The organism is Phyllobacterium sp. OV277, from assembly GCF_900104355.1.
In the GTDB taxonomy this organism is placed as follows: Bacteria; Pseudomonadota; Alphaproteobacteria; order Rhizobiales; family Rhizobiaceae; genus Phyllobacterium.
The window spans coordinates 124727-140837 of the sequence record NZ_FNIY01000004.1 but is presented as its reverse complement, the minus strand read 5'-3'; the positions used below and the strand labels follow the sequence as shown (position 1 = coordinate 140837).

The window sequence follows — 16111 nt, the reverse complement described above, 5'->3', positions numbered from 1 at the left end:
TAGGTATTCAAGAGAGCCAGTCGTCGCCGATTGTGAGGATGACCTTGCCGATATTGGCATTCGCTTCCATCAATGCATGGGCGCGGCTGGCCTCAACCAATGGAAACCGGGCGTGGATAAGCGGGCGACATTGGCCACTGGCGAGAAGCGGCCAAACATTGGCTTCAAGTGCCGCAGCAATTCGAGCCTTTGCTTCGAGTGACTGAGCGCGCAGGGTTGACCCCGTATGGGTCAGGCGCTTCATCATCAGGCGCATGAAGTCAACCTCGACCTTGGAGCCTTGCAGGAATGCAATGTTGACAATGCGTCCGCCGATGGCCGCGGCTTGATAGTTCTGTTCGATGTAAGCGCCGCCGACCATATCAAGAATGACGTTAGCGCCTTTGCTATCGGTCACCTTCTTGATCTCTGTCACCCAATCGGTGCTGCGATAATTAATGGCCTTATCTGCTCCAAGGTCGCGGCAGGCCGCGCATTTTTCATCCGTTCCAGCAGTCACGATCACATTGGCCCCAAATGCCTTGGCAAGCATGATTGCAGTGGTTCCGATACCTGAAGCGCCGCCATGGACCAGCAAGGTTTCACCCTGCTTTAGCCCTCCAAGTTCGAAAACATTGTGCCAGACGGTGAAGAATGTTTCCGGCAAAGCAGCCGCGTCAACGGGTGAAAACCCTTCGGGGGCAGGGAGTGTGCTGTTTCCGTCAACAGTCACATATTCAGCATAGCCACCACCCGGGGCCAGCGCACAGACCCTGTCTCCGATTTTCCACCTGTTGACGCCGCTTCCCAGCGCTGCGACCGTGCCGGAAACCTCAAGACCGGGCAGATCAGTGGCACCCTTCGGAGGCGGATAGGCACCGAGGCGTTGAAATATATCGGGCCGGTTGACCCCGGCCGCAGCGACGCGAATGAGGATTTCATTTCCCGCAGGGGCGGGAACGGGACGCTGTTCGGGCTTGAGGACTTCAGGGCCGCCCGGTTGGCTGATAGCGATGACCGTCATGTTTTGAGGTAGGTTCGTCATCGCATCTCCGGATTAGAACAGGAAATAGGCCCGAGGCACTTTGTTAGTCGAAGATGCCTTCGCTGTGCTTCTCCACATAGGCCGCAAGGCCAAGCGTATGATCACGGCAGAGCTTTTCAGCCAACTCCGTATCACGCTTTTCCAGCGCGGTGATAATCGCCAGATGGTCCTTGATCGACTGGGATGCCCGGTCATCGCGACCGATAGTGATTTTCCGGATTCCGCGCACATGCAGGAGAATGTTCTCGGTTGTTTCCCGTAGAATCTTTGAATCAGTCATCTGGATCAAAGTCTGGTGAAACTGCAGGTTGGCTTCGGAATATTCGCCAGGATAGTCTGCAGGTTTGTGGTCTTCGTGAAAATCCTCAAAGAGCTTGCGCAACCGGGCAATTTCCTTGCCGCTGGCATTGAGTGAAACGAGCCGGGCAGCCATGCCCTCAAGGGCAGCCCACATCTGGATCATTTCGATCACTTCACGCTTGGTCTTACGCAGGACCATAATGCCGCGACGGGGGATGGATTTAACAAAACCCTGTTGCTCAAGCATGGCGATTGCTTCACGGATCGGCGTGCGGCTGACACCAAGCCGGTCAGCAAGCTGGCGCTCGTCAAGCCATTTGTCTTCCGTCGTGCCGTAGATATCCATATTCGCGATGGCCTGCTTCAGCGCACCATATATCCGCGTTTTGAAGTTCGGCTCTGCAGCGAACGGTTCAAGGACGAGATTGGGGGTGGCTTCATCGGCCATTGGCCAACGCATCTGGGTTCTAGGGCTCACGTCGGGTGATCTCCATGTTCATTTGGAATGTATAATACCATATCTAGTTCTTTGAAGTCATTTTACGAATTTTTGCAACCATTACTCGTCGGAAACACTGTTTGGAGCCGGGTTTGGTACTGGAATAATAATCTGCCGCCATACATGCGCGGATTGGTCGTGCCGCGCATGTTCACTTTAGATCGAACCGTTTATCTGGCGTTCGAGGCGCGTTGATAACGCTGATCGCCATTCAGAAGTTCAACCAATGTGGTTCCGAGACGCGCCGGAGTGGAAGCGATCCAGAGGCCAGCCGCTTCCATAGCGGCGAGTTTGTCTTCAGCACCGCCCTTGCCCCCGGAGATGATAGCGCCCGCATGGCCCATGCGTCGGCCGGGAGGAGCCGTCCGGCCCGCGATAAATCCCACTGTTGGTTTCGATCGCCCTCGTTTTGCCTCATCGGCAAGAAACTGCGCAGCGTCCTCCTCGGCGGTGCCGCCAATTTCACCGATCATCACAATGGATTCCGTTGCAGGATCGGCGAGGAACATCTCCAGCACGTCGATAAATTCGGTACCCTTGATGGGATCACCGCCAATGCCCACAGCGGTTGTCTGGCCAAGGCCCTGTTGCGAGGTCTGGAATACGGCTTCGTAAGTCAGCGTGCCCGAACGTGACACGATACCAACAGATCCTTTGCGGAAGATGGACCCCGGCATGATGCCGATCTTGCATTCGTCAACGGTCATGATGCCGGGGCAGTTCGGACCAATCAAGCGTGATTTTGAACCAGATAAGGCGCGTTTGACGCGTTGCATGTCGAGAACCGGAATCCCCTCGGTGATGCAAACGATCAGCGGGATTTCCGCCTGAATGGCCTCGCAGATTGCATCCGCCGCACCAAAGGGCGGCACGTAGATCACCGATGCATCGGCGCCTGTCGCCTCGCGTGCTTCTGCCACCGTGTCGAATACAGGCAGGCCGAGATGCGATGTACCACCCTTGCCGGGGGAAGTGCCCCCAACCATTTTGGTGCCGTACTTGATTGCCTGCTCGCTGTGGAAGGTACCGGTTTTTCCGGTAAAGCCCTGGCAGAGGAGGCGGGTGTCCTTGTTGATCAAAATAGACATTAGTTTGAACCTCCAACAGCATTGACGATCTTCTGCGCAGCATCGTCGAGATCGTCGGCAGAGATCACATTCAGCCCTGACGTCGCGATGATTTTCTTGCCTTCATTGACGTTGGTGCCTTCGAGGCGGACAACGAGCGGAACCTTCAGACCCACTTCCTTGACAGCGGTGATCACCCCTTCCGCGATGACATCGCAGCGCATGATGCCGCCGAAGATGTTGATGAGGATGCCTTTCACATTGGGATCGGCGGTTATGATCTTGAACGCAGCCGCCACCTTTTCAGTCGTCGCGCCACCCCCGACATCAAGAAAATTGGCAGGTTCCGCACCGTAGAACTTGATGATGTCCATGGTTGCCATGGCAAGTCCGGCGCCATTGACCATACAACCGATGCTGCCATCCAGCGTGATATAAGAGAGGTCATATTTCGATGCTTCGATCTCCTTGGCGTCCTCTTCGCTTTCGTCGCGCATCGCGGCAATGTCGAGATGACGGGCGAGGGCATTGGAATCGAAGCTGACCTTTGCGTCGAGACATTTCAGCTGTCCGTCTTTCGAGACGATCAGCGGATTGATCTCGAGCATCTCCATATCCTTGGCGATGAATGCTCCGTAAAGCTTGGCAATGAGCGACTGCGCCTGCTTGGCAAGATCGCCGTCCAGTTCCAGCGCCTTGGCGACAGCACGGCCATGATGGGGCATGATGCCTGTCGCCGGGTCTACTGAAAAGGTCAGGATCTTTTCGGGTGTATCGTGAGCGATGGTTTCGATGTCCATCCCGCCTTCGGTGGAGACCACAAAGGAGACGCGGCTGGTCGCGCGGTCAACAAGAAGCGAGAGGTAAAACTCCTTCTCGATCTGCGACCCGTCTTCGACATAGAGACGGTTGACCTGCTTGCCTGCAGGACCTGTCTGGACTGTCACCAATGTATTGCCAAGCATTTCGGCAGCGTATTCGCGCACCTCCGCGATGGAACGCGCTAGACGAACGCCGCCCTTGGCACCATCACCGAGTTCCTTGAATGAACCTTTGCCACGGCCGCCAGCGTGAATTTGCGATTTGACGACGAAAACAGGTCCGGGAAGTTTTGCGGCCATCTCACCGGCCTCGTCGATATCGGTGACCAGATAGCCCTCAGGTACGGGTACGCCGAAGGATTTGAGCACGTCCTTGGCCTGATACTCATGAATATGCATTGAGGAAACCTCCCCTTGAAAACGCCTGAATTTTGAGTGGATGCCAGACCCCGGTTTATGCCGGTGCCTGGCGCGGGGAGGACTTAGAGAAGACCTGCGCCTCTCGCCCATTTGTACTTAGCCCCCAGCACTTCGACTGGAAGTTCAGTTGAATAGGCATAGGCAGGAATGCCATGCAGATAGAGATACTCGGCGGCTTCTTCGACTTCGACGTCGCCGGCAAGTGATGCAACCATCGGCTTTTCTATGCCTTTGGCAGCCATTTCTTCCTTCACCTCAACCATCAGTTTGGCAAAGACCATCGGCGGGGTGACGATGGTGTGCCAATAACCGAGGATCAGTGAATGGATGCGGTCATCCTCTAGGCCGAGCTTGACCGTGTTCTTGTAGGTGAGGGGCGGTTCGCCGCCCGTGATGTCGACAGGATTTCCCGCCGCACCGAAGGGCGGAATGAATTTGCGGAATGCTGCGTCAAGATCATCGGGCATTGCCATCAGGTTCAGACCGTTATCAACGCAGGCATCGGAAAGCAGCACGCCCGAACCACCGGCGCCGGTGATGATGACAACATTTTCTCCCTTTGGTGTGGGCATGACAGGAATGCCGCGGGCGAATTCGAGAAGTTGGCGTAGTGAGCGTGCGCGGATGACGCCGACCTGTTTGAAAACGTCTTCATAAATCTTGTCGTTACCGGCAAGAGCGCCCGTATGGGATGATGCTGCCTTGGCACCAGCGGATGTGCGTCCTGCCTTGAGCACGACGATCGGCTTTTTCTTCGAGACGCGTTTCGCTGCTTCGGCAAAGGCCCGGCCGTCTTTCAGATCCTCGAGGTGCTGGGCGATGATCCGTGTATTGTCGTCCTGTTCGAAGAATGTGAGCAGATCGTCTTCGTCGATATCAGACTTGTTGCCGAGGCCGACAATTGCCGATACGCCCATTTTGGCCGAGCGTGAGAAACCGATGATCGCCATGCCGATACCACCTGACTGTGACGACAATGCCGCCGAGCCCTTGACGTCATAGGCCGTGCAGAAGGTGGCGCATAGATTTTCGGGCGTGTAGTAGAAGCCGTAAATGTTCGGGCCCATGAGGCGGATATTGTATTTGCGGCCGATCTTGACGATTTCGTCCTGCAGTTCAGGTTCGCCCGCTTCGGCAAAGCCCGAGGGGATGAGGACAGCACCGGGGATTTTCTTTTCGCCGCATTCTGTTAGCGCTCCTGCGACAAACTTGGCTGGAATGGCAAAGACTGCCGTATCGATATCGCCGGGTACATCCTTGACGCTTTTATACGTCTTGTAGCCAAGTATTTCTTCGGCTTTCGGATGGATGGGATAGATGTGCCCCTTATAGCCACCGTTGATGAGGTTCTTCATCACGGAGTTGCCGATCTTGCCATCCTCTGCCGATGCACCGATCACAGCGACGGCTTTCGGGCGCATGATGCGGTTCATGGATTTCAGGATTTCTTCCTGGCTTGGCCGGTGGCGTGGCTTTGTCTGGTTGTAGTCGATGACGATACGCACGTCTGCGGCGATAGCCCCTTCCTTCGTGGCAAAAACCGGATTGAGATCGAGCTCGGAAATCTCGGGATAGTCGTCGACAAGCTTGGAAACGCGCACGATCAAGTCAGCGAGCGCTTCGCGGTTGACGGGTTCACCGCCGCGCACGCCCTTCAGCATTTCTGCTGCCTGAATGCTGTCGAGCATCGACAGAGCTTCGTCATTTGTCACTGGTGCCAGACGGAAGGTAATGTCCTTTAGAACTTCCACCAGAACGCCGCCGAGACCAAAGGCAACAAGCTTGCCGAAACTGTCGTCCGAGACTGCGCCGATAATGACCTCAAGACCGCCAGTCAGCATTTGCTGAACCTGTACACCGATGATTTCAGCATCGGCCTTATAGGCTTTGGCATTGGCAATGATCTTGTCGAAGGCAGCCTTTGCTTCTTCGGCGGATTTGACGCCGACGACAACGCCGCCAGCTTCCGTTTTGTGCAGGATATCAGGGGAAACGATTTTCATCACCACTGGATAGCCCATGCCCGTTGCAAGCGAGACAGCTTCCTCGGCGCTTCCGGCAACGCCTTCCTGCGGAACAGCAATGCCGTAGGCATCGCAAATAAGTTTGCCTTCTGGTGCGGTAAGCGCCTGACGGCCCTCGGCCCGCGCCGTTTCGAGTACGTTTCGGACAACGGTTTTGTCGAGCATGATTTCCTCCCTGGTGCTGCCTGCACTCCCCGTGCTGGCGGCGTTGATGTGGCTTGGATGACCAGCGGCGCGGCCGGTTGATTATCGTGCCCGCCATACTGGTATAATGTATTCCAGTAAAAATGCTGTCAAGTCCTGCTCGTGCTGCACATGGCTGTTCGCATTCGATAGGACTGATTATTCTGGTGTCAGTTGTTCGACCCTTTGGCCGGTAATCGACCTGCCCGCAGCGCGTTGAGATTCTCAATCGCGATACCGGGGCAGATAGGTGTTGCCGGGCTTTTGAATCCGATGCCGACAATGTCTTGTAGTTTGAGATGAGTGTCCGGGCTGGGTGATTTCCAGCCCGGAGCTTCGTTGTGTACTACTGTGCTGGCTGCAGAGCGCTCTCTTGCGTCTTGCGAATAATACCTGCACGCCACGGCTTGAGTATGAACAGCGCCGCGAGCGCCGCTCCGGCATTCAGGACGACGCCGATGATGAACACCGAGTTCCAGTTGCCGTTGACGGCCAGAGCCGTACCGAAGGGCACAAGGAGTGCCGCTGTACCTTTCGCCGTGTAAAGTAGGCCGGCATTGGTTGCAGCGAATTTCGAACCGAACGTATCGGTGCACGTTGACGGAAAGAGAGAGTAGATCTCGCCCCAGGCAAAGAACACCAGGCCGCTCAGAATAACAAACATCACCGGATTACCGGCGTAGAGGTAGAGCAGATATATGCCGATTGCTTCCACACCGAAGGCGATGAACATGGTGTTCTCGCGTCCGATTTTATCTGAAACCCAACCACAGAAGGGCCGAGTCACGCCGTTGAGCAGGCGGTCCAGTGTCGCTGCCAGCGTGAGAGCCGGTATACCCAACCACATGGGAATGTCGGCAACGCCGTAATCCTTGGCCATCGGCGCAAGGTTTGCCGTTACAACGAGACCACCGGCGCCCACAGCGACGAACATGACATACATGAGCCAGAAAATCGGGTGCTTCAGCACTTCAGAAGGTGAATACTGACGCCGACTCTGGATGATCGGCCCTTTGTTGGTTACCTCAGCCACCTGACCGGGCTTTGGCGCCAACAGGAAGAAGGAAAGCAAAACAATAATAATGCCCTGTCCTAAACCGAAGGTCAGGAAGGCATTTTGGAAGCCGTAATTCGCGATTGTGGCCTGGATTGGCCAAACTGTCAGTGCTGAACCCGCACCAAAACCGGCTGCCGTGATGCCGGAGGCAAGTCCGCGCCGGTCCGGAAACCATTTCAATGCGTTGCCGACACACGTTCCGTACACCGCACCTGCACCAATACCGGCAACGGCCTGCCCGATGCAGAACAGAAGCATCGTGTCAGCATAGGAATTGATAACCCAGCCGATACCGCACAATACGCCGCCGAAAAGGATGACGATTTTCGGTCCGTATTTGTCAACGAACCAGCCCTCGATCGGAACGAGCCAAGTTTCGAAGAGAACGAAGATCGTAAATGCCCATTGAATTTCGCTCCGTCCCCAACCGAACTGCTTCGTGATTTCAGGAACGAAGAATGTCCAACCATATTGGAGGTTGGCAATCATGACCATACAGACCACACCAACAGCCAATTGTCCCCATCTGAATCCATCGCTTACAGGTTGCGATTGGAAACCCTCTTTCACCGCTTGAGTCATTTCCTTCCCTTTCTGACGCTTTTTGTTAGCTAAAATGCCATGCGCTGATAGGGGACATACTGGTATCAGTTATACCAAAAGACAAGACCCAAGCTTATCTGATATGCAAGTTTAGAAAAAACCTCGTGACTTCAAAACGTTAAGCGGCCGCCGGAGGGGAATCCGGCGGCCGCTTGAACGGAACGAATCGAAAGTCTCGGGTGTTAAAGGCCGAAAGGTTCGTAGTTTTTATTGCGTGCGTTGGTCTCTGCAACCCGGTCAAGGAAGGCCAGAATCGTCTCGATGAGGCCGCGGGGGGCGGTACGGGTGGTTACTGAAGCAATTTCTGCGCGTGCCGGCATGGTTGACACTCCTGTTTTCGATTAATGTTGGCGCTTATCTGGCATACCATATCCCAGTTCACAATCTCCGCTGACGCATATCAGCATCCCATTTTTGCATGGGTTGTGCAGTGCACACAAGAAGAATTGTGCATTGCACCCTTATAGAACGCGGTAAACGCCGAATTGTTTCGATATTTTCGTGTTTTTAATGTGCGCCATAAATTGCGGGTTTTCACAGATTTTGGTTGTTTGACTTTTGGTATTTATTATGCCAGAACTTTTTTACGGGCACTTTGAGCGCCATACGCAGGCGAACAAGCGTCTTAAAACTTGTGAATTCCGGTTCGGCTTCGGCCTCCCGGCTGCGCCCGCTGGCTTCGCCCTCGGGGGTGGAAGGCGAGGCTCTCGACACCAACGAGCGTTATCGCATGCAAAATCTCGATGTAGCTGAGCCTGTTGGCTCCCGCCCTGACCCGCACCTTGCAGGTAGTGCGGTTTTGCATCCGGCCTTTGTGTTCGGCATCAGTCAGGCGAGCAGCCGCCAACGATAAAAGACGACAAGGTTCAATAGGAGGAAAGACGTCAATGACTATCGTCACGAAAGTTGAGAAAGCCACATCAACGGCTGAAGATACATTAAAGCGGAAGGTGCGCGACGGGAGCGTGGTGTCTGGCGGACATCTGGTGGCGAAGGCGCTGAAGAACGAGGGCGTCGATACCATCTTCACACTGTGCGGCGGTCACATCATCGATATCTATGACGGCTGCATTGATGAAGGCATTCGTATCATCGACGTGCGCCATGAGCAGGTCGCCGCACATGCCGCGGATGGCTATGCCCGGCAGACAGGCAAACTTGGCTGCGTCGTTACCACTGCCGGTCCCGGCTGCACCAATGCAGTCACAGGTATCGCAACGGCGTTCCGCTCGGAAAGCCCCGTGTTGCATATTGGCGGACAGGGAGCCCTTACTCAGCACAAGATGGGTTCGCTGCAGGATTTGCCCCATGTCGACATGATGACCCCTATCACCAAGTTTGCTGCCGGCGTCTCATCGACAGAACGCATTGCCGATATGATTTCCATGGCGGCGCGCGAATGCTTTTCAGGCGCATCCGGGCCTTCCTATCTCGAAATTCCCCGCGATGTTCTGGATCGTGAAATACCCCTGGAGAAAGCTGTCATTCCGCAGCCGGGCAGATACAGAGCCTCAACCTATTCAATCGGCGATCCGGCTGATATCGAGAGACTGGCCGACGTTCTGGTGAATGCCGAACGTCCGGCGATCCTGTTCGGTCAGCAGGTTTTCACATCGGGCAGCACCGACGCTGCCGTGGAACTGTTGCGCGGTCTGGATATTCCCGGATATTTCAATGGAGCCAGCCGTGGCACATTGCCGATCGGCGATCCGCACCACTTCGACCGCACGCGTGGCTTCGCTTTCAGCAACGCCGATGTGATTGTTGTCATTGGCACGCCATTCGATTTCCGCATGGGCTACGGCAAGCGGATTTCCAAGGACTTGACACTTGTGCAGATCGATCAGGATTATCGCACTGTCGGCAAGAACCGCGATATCAATCTCGGCCTCGTCGGCCATCCCGGTGCTATTCTTTCTGCTGTTTTGCAGGCTGCTTCGAGCCGGATCGACAAGGGCAAGCGTCAGGCGCGTCAACAGTGGATGAAGACGCTGGAGGAGCAGGAAGCGATTGCCTATGAGAAGGTCCTGCCGCTTTTGAAATCGGATCAGAGCCCGATTCATCCTTACCGCGTCGCCTACGAACTCAATGAGTTTCTTGGCGAAGACACGATCTACATCGGCGACGGTGGTGACGTGGTGACGATCTCGGCTCAGGCGGTGCGTCCGCGCAATCCGGGCCAGTGGATGGATCCGGGTGCGCTTGGCTCGCTGGGTGTAGGGACAGGCTTCGCACTTGGCGCAAAGCTCGCTCATCCAAACAAGGAAGTGCTTTGCTACTACGGCGATGGCGCCTTCTCGATGACGGCATTCGACATGGAAACCTGCGACCGCTTCCACGCTCCATATCTTGCGGTTATCGGCAACAACTCTTCGATGAACCAGATCCGTTATGGTCAGGTGGCAAAATATGGCGAAGAACGTGGCAATGTCGGCAACAAGCTTGGCGACGTCGAGTTCTCCAAATTCGCGCATATGCTCGGCAATCATGGCGAGGAGGTTCGTGAAGCTTCGCAGATTCAGCCTGCTCTCCAGCGGGCTCGTGAAGCGATTGCCAGGACCGGTCGGTCAGCTGTCGTCAATATCTGGGTCGATCCGAACGAATACGCGCCGGGGACCAAGAACCAGACAATGTACAAATAACGATAACAACCGGCGGCTGCCTAAGGCCGCCGGTTCAAATCGACATAAGCAGAACAATCTGTACTGAAGAAGGGAAGGAACTATGACAAAAGCTTTGGAGGGTGTTCGCATCCTAGACTTCACCCACGTCCAGTCTGGACCAACATGCACACAGCTTCTTGCCTGGTTTGGTGCCGATGTCATTAAGGTCGAGCGCCCCGGTGTCGGCGACATTACGCGCGGCCAGCTTCGCGATGTTCCCGATGCTGACAGCCTGTATTTCACCATGCTCAATCATAACAAGCGTTCGATCACGCTCGATACAAAGAACGAGAGCGGAAAGACGGTTCTGGAAGAGCTGATCAGGAATTGCGACGTTCTGGTGGAGAATTTTGCTCCCGGTGCGCTTGATCGCATGGGGTTTACGTGGGAGCGTGTTCAGGAACTCAATCCCGCAATGATCGTCGCTTCGATCAAGGGCTTTGGTCCGGGGCCTTATCAGGATTGCAAGGTGTATGAGAATGTTGCGCAATGCACCGGCGGTGCTGCCTCAACAACAGGCTTTCGCGATGGATTGCCCCTCGTGACCGGCGCCCAGATCGGCGATTCCGGTACAGGGTTGCATCTTTGCCTCGGTATCGTGACTGCGCTTTTCCAGCGTACGAAAACCGGACGCGGCCAGAAAGTCTCTGCAGCCATGCAGGATGGCGTACTCAATCTATGCCGGGTCAAATTGCGCGACCAGCAGCGCCTTGCCCATGGTCCACTGAATGAATACAGTCAGTATGGCGAGGGTATTGAATTCGGTGAAAGCGTACCGCGTGCTGGTAATGATTCCGGCGGTGGTCAACCGGGCCGTATCCTGAAATGCAAGGGCTGGGAAGTTGATCCCAATGCCTACATCTATTTCATTACTCAGGCGCCTGTCTGGGAGGCGATCTGCGATGTAATTGGCGAGCCGGAATGGAAAACCCATCCTGACTATGCCAAGCCCGGCGCCCGGCTGCCCCGCCTCAATGCAATTTTCGCCCGCATCGAGGAGTGGACCATGACCAAGGACAAATTCGAGGCAATGGCCCTCCTCAACGATCGGGACATCCCTTGCGGCCCGATCCTTTCCATGAAGGAAATTGCCGAAGATCAATCGTTGCGTGCGACGGGTACAATTGTCGAGGTCGAACACCCGGTGCGTGGCAATTACCTTTCGGTCGGCAATCCGATCAAGCTCTCCGACAGTCCAACGGATGTGACCCGTTCACCGCTTCTGGGCGAGCACACCGAAGAAATCCTGCGTGATGTGCTCAAATTCGACAACCGGTTTATCGATGATCTGCAAAAGAGCGGTGCGCTTGGCGATCCTCAAAAGATCGCGGCGGAATGATCGCCCGTTTGTAAGAAATAAAGCGGCGGCATCGATCAGGTGCCGCCCTGCGCGAATGCTCAATCAGTCTTGGGGAGGCCATGGCTATGAAGCTTCATGAGTTCCAGTCAAAAGCACTGCTATCAGCCGGAGGCATCGGTGTGCCCGAAGGTCGAGTGGCACTGACTGCCGCTGAGGCGCGTGATGCTGCTGCGGCATTGGGTGCGACCAAAATTGCCGTAAAATCTCAAATTCTTGCGGGTGGGCGCGGCTTGGCAGGCGGCGTCCAGCTTGTCTCCACGCCGGAGCAGGCAGGCGTCGCGGCAGCAGCAATGCTGGGGCGAACGCTTGTCACCGAACAGACGGGCCCGGCAGGCAGCCGCGTCAATCGGGTGTTGATTGAAACCGCTGTTCGTCCCGTCCGCAACCTTTATCTGTCGCTGTCCATCGATGTGGCGAGCGCCGAGATCATGGTTCTCGCTGGCGCTGAAGGCAGCGAGGATATTGAAAGGCGGCTTCAATCTGGCGAAACTCGCCTCGAACGAATTTCGATGGGAACCGGGAATGCTTTGGCGGAAGATGTTGCGATCAATCTGGCCAAACGTATAGGTCTAGTCTCTTCCGATCTGCCATCTGCCTTCGCCCAGCTTCTTGACCAGTTGCGCCGGATTTTCGTGGAACTGGATGCAACGCTGCTCGAAATCAATCCGCTTGCTGTAACGGAGGAGGGTGGGTTTGTTGCGGTCGATGCCAAGATGATTATTGATGACAACGCTCTATTTCGGCACCCTGAACTGGTGGCATTGCGTGACGAGCATGATGATGATGCGGTGGAGCTTGTCGCCCAGAACCGTCAGCTCAATTATCTGCGCATGGACGGCAATATTGGTCTGGCCGTTAATGGTGCCGGGCTCGGGCTGGCAACGCTTGACATGGTTTACGCCGCCAACGGCAAGCCTGCAAATTTCATGGATATACGCACAACCGCTACAAGCCTTGATGTCGCCCATGGCTTCACCCTTCTTCTCAATAATCCGGCGGTGCGCTCGATCCTCGTCAATGTACACGGTGGCGGCATGCAGCCGTGCGATACCATCGCCGACGGTCTCGGCATTGCCATGCGGCGAACCGGCCGCACTTGTCCCGTCATTGTACGCCTGGCTGGTAACAATGCCGAATATGCCCGGTTTCGCTTCGCCAATTTCGGCTGCAAGGTAATCGACTGTCCTGATATGTGGACGGCCGTGACCCGCGCGACATCGGCTGCACAGTCGAACGGAGAAAGACTATGACCATTCTCGTTGACCAGAATACGCGTGTAATCTGCCAGGGCATGACCGGCTGGGCAGGGACGCACTACTCTGCGGCAATGCTCGAATACGGAACCCGGATTGTTGGTGGTGTCACGCCCGGCAAAGGCGGGACCTATCATCTGAATCTTCCTGTTTTCAACGAGGTTGCCGATGCGATGCGAGAAACAGGTGCAAATGCCAGCATGGTTTTCGTCCCTCCGGAAAACGCCGCCGCAGCGATGATCGAAGCTATCGAGGCCGGTATGCCGCTTGTCGTTGCCCTGACCGAGCGGGTGCCGGTGCAGGATATGTTGCGTGTGCGTGCGGCGCTCAAGCAAAGTTCGACGGTTCTTGTCGGACCAAATTCTCAAGGGGTTCTTTCACCGGGTGTCTGCAAGATTGGCGTCATGGCAACCGGCAGCGAGCGAAAGGGCCAGATTGGTATTCTGTCGCGTTCGGCCTCGCTGACAAGCGAAGTCATTGCGCAGGTCAGCGCCGTCGGATTGGGCCAGTCCACTACCGTTGGCATTGGCGGCGATGCTATCCATGGGCTGAGCATGCGTGACTGCATGCAATTGTTTCTTGCTGACCGCGATACGCATGGTGTCATTGTTATCGGTGAGATTGGTGGATCAGAGGAACAGGAACTCGCGGAATTGCTGACGGAAATCAAGCCCGATATTCCGATTGTCGGACTGGTGGTCGGTCGCCATGCACCAACGGAGCGCCGCATGGGTCACGCCGGTGCTTTTGCGCAAAGTGCGGCGAATGATGCACAGAGCAAGATCAATGCTCTTGAAGAGGCTGGTGTCATCATTGCCAAAAGCCCGCATCTTGTTGGTCAGGCCATTCGCGAGGCTATGGCTGTTTCTGTTTAATGGGAACCCTGATCTACAGTTCTTCCGGCCGCCGCCCGCCCATGGCACGCGTCAGCTCGTTTGCTGTGTCACGCACGACTGGACCCAAGACATCAACCTTGTCCCGGGGCAAACGCACGGTCGGGCCGGAAATCGATATGCCGCCGACAGCCTCGCCATGTTCGTTGAAGATCGGCGCAGCAATACAGCGCATGCCAAGTGTGTGTTCCTCGTCATCGATTGACCAGCCGCGCGAGCGGATTTCTTGGATGTTTTTCAAAAGTGCAGGAAGCGTGTCCAGCGTATGGTCGGTAAAGTGGGCGAGCTGCTTTCTGCTTACTGTCCGGCCGATTTCAGAATCCGACCAGGTGGACAGAATTGCCTTGCCAATGCCTGAGGCATGGATCGGCCCGCGCCGTCCTGGCCGAAAGAAAGCGCGCATCGGAGCGTGGCTTTCGACCTGGGAAATGAACACAACATCGCCATCGTCCTCGATGCCGATATTGGCGGTCTCGCCGCACTCCTCCATCAACCGTTTCAGGAAGCGGCGGCTGATTGGGCCAAGTTTGCGCGATCGCAGGAAACCATTGCCGATGGCAAAGGCGCCGACGCCGATAGACCAGTCGCCGGTTTCCGGGTCATGCGAAACCATGTCGTGTTTTTGCAATGAGGTCAGCAGGCGATGAACAGTGGAGGGCGCAAGGCCAGTCTTGTCGGCAAGCTCTGTCAAGGCTGAACCGTCGTGATCAGCAATGATCGTTAAAAGATTCAGGCTCCTGTCGAGGACCTGTACCGATGATGGCGATGCATCCGCAGCGGCCTTTCGGCCTCGCTTGCCCTTTGCCGGTTGGATAACAGCCACCATGGCTCCTTGCTCTGCTGTTGCGTTATCCCAGCCATAGACCGATCACCCGGGCTTTTCCAGTTTTATTGGATGGATTAATTTCCATATTGTGGGAATAACTACCATTTAATGTTGATATAGAAAATTTTTAGAGTATGATTTCAAATAGATAATATCGTTTCCGCCATATCCACAATCGTCAAAAAGCTCAGGTTTCGGTCGAGTTTGGACGGGCGCTGAAATGTCCAGTCTCGGTCCGTTGGAAGAATGCCCGGAATGCATGGTTCCGGGCATTCTTTTGTGATTTTCTATTGAACGAACGTGTTCGACAGCGTGCCAATTCCGTCAATTGTAACCGAGACAATGTTCGACGGGTCTTTGATTGAGCCGACGCCAAGCGATGTACCGCAGCAGATCAGATCTCCCGGCTCAAGCGTCATATCTTTCGAAAGCGCACTGACGAGCCGGGCTGGTGGAAAGATCATATCGCTCAGGGGATAATTCTGGCGCTCGACGCCATTGAGAACAGTTTTGACATGGAGTTTAGCCGGATCGAGATCGGTGGTGATTACGGGCCCGAAGGGACCGAAACCATCGAAGCTTTTAGCGCGAGCCCATTGGGCAAAAGTTTTGTCGCGGGCAATGATGTTGCTCGCTGTCAGGTCGTTGACACATGTATAGCCGAAGATTGCCGCAGCGGCTTCCTCCTCTGAAGCATCGGCACAGCGTTTGCCGATCACAATACCGAGTTCGCCCTCATAAGCCACAGCTTCCGTATAGGAGGAGGGGCGGGTAACAATGGCGTCCGGATGAGTGACGCACGAGGTTGCCTTGAACAGATAAAGCGGCTCATCGGGTACTGCTACATCAAGTTTGGCCGCCAGCTGGTGGAAATTGTTCCACAGCGCGATGATCTTGGAAGGTGAGCAGGGTGCCAGCAAGCGAACCGAAGCAACGGCACGACGCATCCCCGTAGCCGTCGGTTTTTCGAACATGTTGCCCTGATATACGGCGATCTCATTGCCTAGTAGCAGGCCGAACCGCTCCACGCCGCCATCGTCAAATCGCGTCCACTGAACCATTTTCCATGTCCTCCCGTTTCAAAGTGCGGATCTTTTCATTTGCCCGTCACTGGCTGG

14 protein-coding genes are annotated in these 16111 nt (G+C 55.4%); 5 read left to right on the top strand and 9 right to left on the bottom strand.

What is annotated here, in order from left to right; genetic code table 11:
• Nucleotides 1-7: 7 nt before the first annotated feature.
• The 7 genes from BLU05_RS15365 to BLU05_RS26235 all read right to left on the bottom strand — a co-directional run bounded on the left by BLU05_RS15365 (nucleotide 8) and on the right by BLU05_RS26235 (nucleotide 8318).
• Nucleotides 8-1024 (bottom strand): NAD(P)H-quinone oxidoreductase, encoded by a 1017-nt coding sequence (locus tag BLU05_RS15365; protein WP_091881518.1) that lies wholly within the window; start codon nucleotides 1022-1024, stop codon nucleotides 8-10.
• A 43-nt stretch (nucleotides 1025-1067) separates the two neighbouring features.
• Nucleotides 1068-1784 carry a GntR family transcriptional regulator gene (locus tag BLU05_RS15360; protein WP_091881516.1) on the bottom strand — a complete coding sequence of 239 codons (717 nt, stop codon included), beginning with the start codon at nucleotides 1782-1784 and terminating at the stop codon, nucleotides 1068-1070.
• Between the two features lie 209 nt (nucleotides 1785-1993).
• Nucleotides 1994-2911 carry a succinate--CoA ligase subunit alpha gene (gene sucD, locus BLU05_RS15355; RefSeq protein ID WP_091881513.1) on the bottom strand — a complete coding sequence of 306 codons (918 nt, stop codon included), beginning with the start codon at nucleotides 2909-2911 and terminating at the stop codon, nucleotides 1994-1996.
• On the bottom strand, nucleotides 2911-4110 hold the full coding sequence (gene sucC / locus BLU05_RS15350) for an ADP-forming succinate--CoA ligase subunit beta (protein WP_091881511.1): 1200 nt from the start codon (nucleotides 4108-4110) through the stop codon (nucleotides 2911-2913). The genes sucD (BLU05_RS15355) and sucC (BLU05_RS15350) overlap by 1 nt, the downstream gene beginning before the upstream one ends.
• Nucleotides 4111-4193: 83 nt before the next feature.
• Complete coding sequence (locus BLU05_RS15345) at nucleotides 4194-6320, bottom strand: acetate--CoA ligase family protein (protein WP_091881509.1); 2127 nt, start codon at nucleotides 6318-6320, stop codon at nucleotides 4194-4196.
• A 364-nt stretch (nucleotides 6321-6684) separates the two neighbouring features.
• Nucleotides 6685-7977 carry an oxalate/formate MFS antiporter gene (gene oxlT, locus BLU05_RS15340; RefSeq protein ID WP_091881507.1) on the bottom strand — a complete coding sequence of 431 codons (1293 nt, stop codon included), beginning with the start codon at nucleotides 7975-7977 and terminating at the stop codon, nucleotides 6685-6687.
• Nucleotides 7978-8180: 203 nt separating this feature from the next.
• A complete protein-coding gene (locus BLU05_RS26235) occupies nucleotides 8181-8318 on the bottom strand; it encodes a hypothetical protein (protein WP_175540623.1) in 138 nt (45 codons plus the stop codon).
• Nucleotides 8319-8632: 314 nt separating this feature from the next.
• Between BLU05_RS26235 and BLU05_RS15335 the strand changes: the two genes are divergently transcribed.
• From BLU05_RS15335 to sucD (BLU05_RS15315), 5 genes are all read left to right on the top strand, one after another.
• A complete protein-coding gene (locus BLU05_RS15335; protein ID WP_091881504.1) occupies nucleotides 8633-8851 on the top strand; it encodes a hypothetical protein in 219 nt (72 codons plus the stop codon).
• A 34-nt stretch (nucleotides 8852-8885) separates the two neighbouring features.
• Entirely contained in the window at nucleotides 8886-10640 is a 1755-nt protein-coding gene (locus BLU05_RS15330; protein WP_091881503.1) for a thiamine pyrophosphate-binding protein, read from the top strand.
• Nucleotides 10641-10722: 82 nt separating this feature from the next.
• The gene (gene frc / locus BLU05_RS15325) at nucleotides 10723-12000 is read left to right on the top strand and encodes a formyl-CoA transferase (protein ID WP_091881500.1); all 1278 of its coding nucleotides are present in this window, start codon (nucleotides 10723-10725) and stop codon (nucleotides 11998-12000) included.
• Between the two features lie 80 nt (nucleotides 12001-12080).
• Nucleotides 12081-13271: an ADP-forming succinate--CoA ligase subunit beta gene (sucC, locus tag BLU05_RS15320; RefSeq protein WP_244518368.1), complete on the top strand. Its 1191-nt coding sequence runs from the start codon at nucleotides 12081-12083 to the stop codon at nucleotides 13269-13271.
• The gene (gene sucD, locus BLU05_RS15315) at nucleotides 13268-14149 is read left to right on the top strand and encodes a succinate--CoA ligase subunit alpha (protein WP_091881495.1); all 882 of its coding nucleotides are present in this window, start codon (nucleotides 13268-13270) and stop codon (nucleotides 14147-14149) included. Before sucC (BLU05_RS15320) ends, sucD (BLU05_RS15315) begins: the two co-directional genes overlap by 4 nt.
• Nucleotides 14150-14162: 13 nt before the next feature.
• On the opposite strand, the gene bhcR is transcribed toward sucD (BLU05_RS15315), so the two are convergent.
• Nucleotides 14163-14993 carry an HTH-type transcriptional regulator BhcR gene (bhcR, locus tag BLU05_RS15310; protein ID WP_091881492.1) on the bottom strand — a complete coding sequence of 277 codons (831 nt, stop codon included), beginning with the start codon at nucleotides 14991-14993 and terminating at the stop codon, nucleotides 14163-14165.
• A gap of 287 nt (nucleotides 14994-15280) precedes the next feature.
• Nucleotides 15281-16054 carry a fumarylacetoacetate hydrolase family protein gene (locus BLU05_RS15305; protein WP_091881490.1) on the bottom strand — a complete coding sequence of 258 codons (774 nt, stop codon included), beginning with the start codon at nucleotides 16052-16054 and terminating at the stop codon, nucleotides 15281-15283.
• Nucleotides 16055-16111 lie beyond the last annotated feature (57 nt).